The sequence below is a fragment of the Marseilla massiliensis genome, assembly GCF_016899955.1.
In the GTDB taxonomy this organism is placed as follows: domain Bacteria; phylum Bacteroidota; class Bacteroidia; order Bacteroidales; family Bacteroidaceae; genus Prevotella; species Prevotella intestinigallinarum.
In genome coordinates, this window is sequence record NZ_JACJJL010000058.1 from 1 (window position 1) to 3485 (window position 3485).

At 55.6% G+C, this 3485-nt stretch carries 4 protein-coding genes and 1 pseudogene; all 5 read left to right on the forward strand.

The features are described 5' to 3' along the window. Positions 1 to 855: TraG family conjugative transposon ATPase (locus tag H6B30_RS15625; RefSeq protein WP_205112192.1), on the forward strand; the 855-nt coding region annotated here is incomplete at its 5' end. Next, a complete protein-coding gene (locus H6B30_RS15630) occupies positions 843 to 1583 on the forward strand; it encodes a hypothetical protein (protein WP_205112193.1) in 741 nt (246 codons plus the stop codon). The genes H6B30_RS15625 and H6B30_RS15630, both read left to right, overlap by 13 nt. Positions 1584 to 1638: 55 nt before the next feature. Further along, positions 1639 to 2298 carry a hypothetical protein gene (locus tag H6B30_RS15635; RefSeq protein WP_439116974.1) on the forward strand — a complete coding sequence of 220 codons (660 nt, stop codon included), beginning with the start codon at positions 1639 to 1641 and terminating at the stop codon, positions 2296 to 2298. A 70-nt stretch (positions 2299 to 2368) separates the two neighbouring features. Then, on the forward strand, positions 2369 to 3046 hold the full coding sequence (locus tag H6B30_RS15640) for a DUF5045 domain-containing protein (protein WP_205112195.1): 678 nt from the start codon (positions 2369 to 2371) through the stop codon (positions 3044 to 3046). 62 nt (positions 3047 to 3108) lie between these two features. Beyond that, positions 3109 to 3485, forward strand: a pseudogene (locus H6B30_RS15645) (hypothetical protein); the annotation flags it as partial.

The following is a 3485-nucleotide window of genomic DNA, read 5'->3' on the forward strand; positions in this document are numbered from 1 at the left end:
TTCAACTCCTACTACGAGTTCGCCGTGGAGCGCATCCCGCAAATCACTTCCCTGGAGAAAATAACATTCGACATACACAACTTCGCAGCCATCCTCAAGCAGTTCTACCGGGGCGGCGAGCTGGAGACGACGCTGAACGCCGACCTGGATGTTGACCTCTTCAACGAGTGTTTCATCGTATTCGAAATCGACAAGATAAAAGATGACCCTGTACTTTTCCCCATCGTGGTGCTCATCATCATGGACGTGTTCCTCCAGAAAATGCGCATCAAGAAAGGGCGCAAGGCCCTGATAATCGAAGAGGCGTGGAAGGCCATCGCCTCGCCCACGATGGCGGAGTACATCAAGTACCTGTACAAGACCGTCCGCAAGTTCCACGGCATCGCCGGGGTGGTCACGCAGGAACTGAACGACGTGATAGACTCGCCCATCGTGAAGGAGGCCATCATTAATAATTCCGATGTGAAGATACTGCTTGACCAGTCCAAGTTCAAGGACAGGTACGAACAGATAGCCGCCATACTGGGGCTGACCCCCGTTCAGCGTCAGCAGATATTCACCATCAACGCGCTTGACAACCACGAGGGGCGCAGCTACTTCAAGGAGGTGTGGATATGCCGGGGACAGCATTCCGACGTCTACGGCGTGGAGGAAGCCCCCGAATGTTACTGGGCCTACACCACCGAGCGGACGGAAAAAGAGGCGTTGAAAACATACCTGCGGCACTACGGCACGGTGCAGGAGGCCATCACGCGCATCGAGGCCGACCGTAAAAAAGCGGGCAGCCCCAAGTACCTGGAGTTCGCCAGACAAGTCAACCAACATCAAAAAGTAATGTCATTATGGGAAAGCTGAAAAACATATTGTTAGGAACATTCCTGTTTGCCGCGTCCGCCCCCACGTTTGCCGGATGGCGCATCGTCATAGACCGTAACTGCATCGCAACGGTGGGCGCCAACCTGGCCTCGCAGAAGCTCATCGAGGGGCAGCACAACCAACGGCTGGACTCCATCGCCTCCAAGAAGCAGAAGGTGGAACTCTACACCGTGAGCATGGCCACCATCAAGGAGCTGTACAAGCTCTCGATGGAAAACATCTCCGGTTTCGGTACGGAGAGTCTTTACTACAAGGAAATCGGAAGTTGCGCCTTCGACATCCTCAAGGACGTGCCTGAACTTGTCAGTACGGTGGGCAGGGCGAAATTCGTGGGCAAGCTGCTCTGCCTCAATGAACTCGGCAACCTCGTGGCCGAGACCCAGCAGCTGGTGGGCGACTTCGTGAACATCGTGAACAACGCCAAGGTGAGAAACCCGCTCAAAGGGGAAGCCACGGCGGAGAGGAAAAGCGACGGGTACAACCTGCTCGACCGCTACGAGCGGCTGACCCTGGCCAACCGCATATATACCGACCTTACAAAGATACGCTACAAGGTGGAGGGCATGATGCTCATGGCACAGTACTCCACGGCGGACGACCTCTTCTTTGCCATCGACCCGGAGGGCTGGGCTAACGTGGTGACCATGAAGAACCGTGTCGGCAGCCTTGTCCAGTCATGGAACGGGCTTGTGGCCTCCAATTACTGAACCTTAATCCCGGCAAGCTATGAAGCAATACAATAAAATAATCATATCATTTTGCATGGCAATCGTCCTCTTGTCGCTTCCCGTCAGGGTATCGGCCGGGGTCATCCCCAAAGACCTCCCGACCATCGAGGCCCTGATAGCCTTGCACAAGGCCGTCAAGAAGGACGAGGACAAGGCCATGCAGCGTGTGGCCGCCAGCTTCGGCGAGCAGTCACTGGTCACCAAGGGGGCAGGCAAGTTCAACGACGTGCGCACCACCCTGAACACCAAGCTGGACAACGCCCATTCCTACCTGGTGCTGGCAGGTGCCATCTCTTCCACGGCCAATGCCCTGTATCAGTTGGTGAAGGAATACAAGGACTTCACCTCAAACACTTTCGGCCATGTCAGCAAGAAGCCCTTCGTGGCGTGGTACTATGCCGACGCCAACCTGGCCATATCAAGGGAGGTGAAGCACTGCTACAAGCTCTATGCGTCGGTGGCAGCCTCCGGCATCAACCTGATGAAAGCCTCCATGGACGAAAAGCTGAACTTAGTGATGACGCTGAAAACCACCATTGACAGGGCAAGGTATATCATCGACAACGCGAACCTGTACTGCTACCTCATTACCGACTGCGGATGGAAGCCGGACTACATCTGGGAGATATTGAACTCCGGGGTCAAGGACGAGATAGCGAAAACGATAATAGACAAATGGAACGTTTTGAATTAGCGAGAGCAGAGCCAAGCTTGCTTGAGCTATGCCGAGCGTGAAAAACGTCGAATGAAATTCAACAAGGGATATGAAAGTTAGACAAGCCATATTACTGCTGTGCGTGGCCTTCGCCCCGGTTGTGGCGGAAGCCCAAGTACCTGTCCGTGACAACGAGAAGAAGAAGCAGTGGCAGTCCATGGAGAACGGGCCGTGGGACTTCGCGCCCGACTGGTACTATTACTTCCTGCACAAAGGTTATTCCGGCGCGGAGATGTACTGGAAATGGGCGGGCTTCAAGTCCGGCTTCCGCGTCCGCTTCAAGGAGGCCAAGTCGAACATCAAGCGCATCATGCCCACACGGGTCATCTCCGAAGAGACCCAGCGGCAGAAGCTGGAGAAGGTGGAGGAAGAGCGCAAATACGTGGAAGAGCTGTACAAGGAGGAGCTTGTCCGGGAAGCCGACCGCGCCGTTGACCTGGCCTATCCGGCCTACAAGGACGAGTTCAACCGGATGCAGGACTGCATCACCGACGGCCTGCTCTACTGCATGACGAAAAGCGGAGGGAAACTGAAGCCTCAGGTGGACGAGCTGAGCAGGCAGAATGAAATCCTCTGCGCCGGCATCGCCTATGTCCACAAGACGGGCGTGGGCTACGGGCTGGAGAACGCCAAGCGGCAGCAGGCCTACGAAGAAGCCAAGGGAAAGATGGAGGCACTTGTCAAGCAAACCGCCAACCTCTGTGCCGTGGCTGCCACACATTATTAGATTATTAGAATTTGAAGAAAGGGGATTATAATGAACTTTACAAGAATACAAATAATACGATTATGCAACTGTCTGCTGTTTTACTGACCATAGGCCTACCGGCCATCGACGAGAGCCTTGACAAGCTGCTCGTCGCCATGGAGACATTCCCCAACGTGGCCGTGCTGGGCGACGCGGTGGGGCTTGCCCGTATCATCGGGCTGCTGCTCGCTCTCTGCGTGGGTTCCTACGAGTGCTGGATGATGATGCTCGGACGGCGCGGCATGGACGTGATGAAGCTCCTACGCATCGTCGGCATCTCCATCTGCATCTCCTCCTCGTGGATATGCGACGCCCTGCAGGTGCCCGGCAAGGGACTTGAAAGCGCGAGCAAGGCGATGGCGCAGGCCAAGAACAAGGAGGTGGCCGCCTTCGAGCTGAAGGTGGCGCAGAAGCAGAG

Coding starts and splice junctions, on each gene's coding strand:
- H6B30_RS15640 (WP_205112195.1), top strand. CDS start 2,369: ATGAAAGTTAGACAAGCCATATTACTGCTGTGCGTGGCCTTCGCCCCG.
- H6B30_RS15635 (WP_439116974.1), top strand. CDS start 1,639: ATGGCAATCGTCCTCTTGTCGCTTCCCGTCAGGGTATCGGCCGGGGTC.
- H6B30_RS15630 (WP_205112193.1), top strand. CDS start 843: ATGGGAAAGCTGAAAAACATATTGTTAGGAACATTCCTGTTTGCCGCG.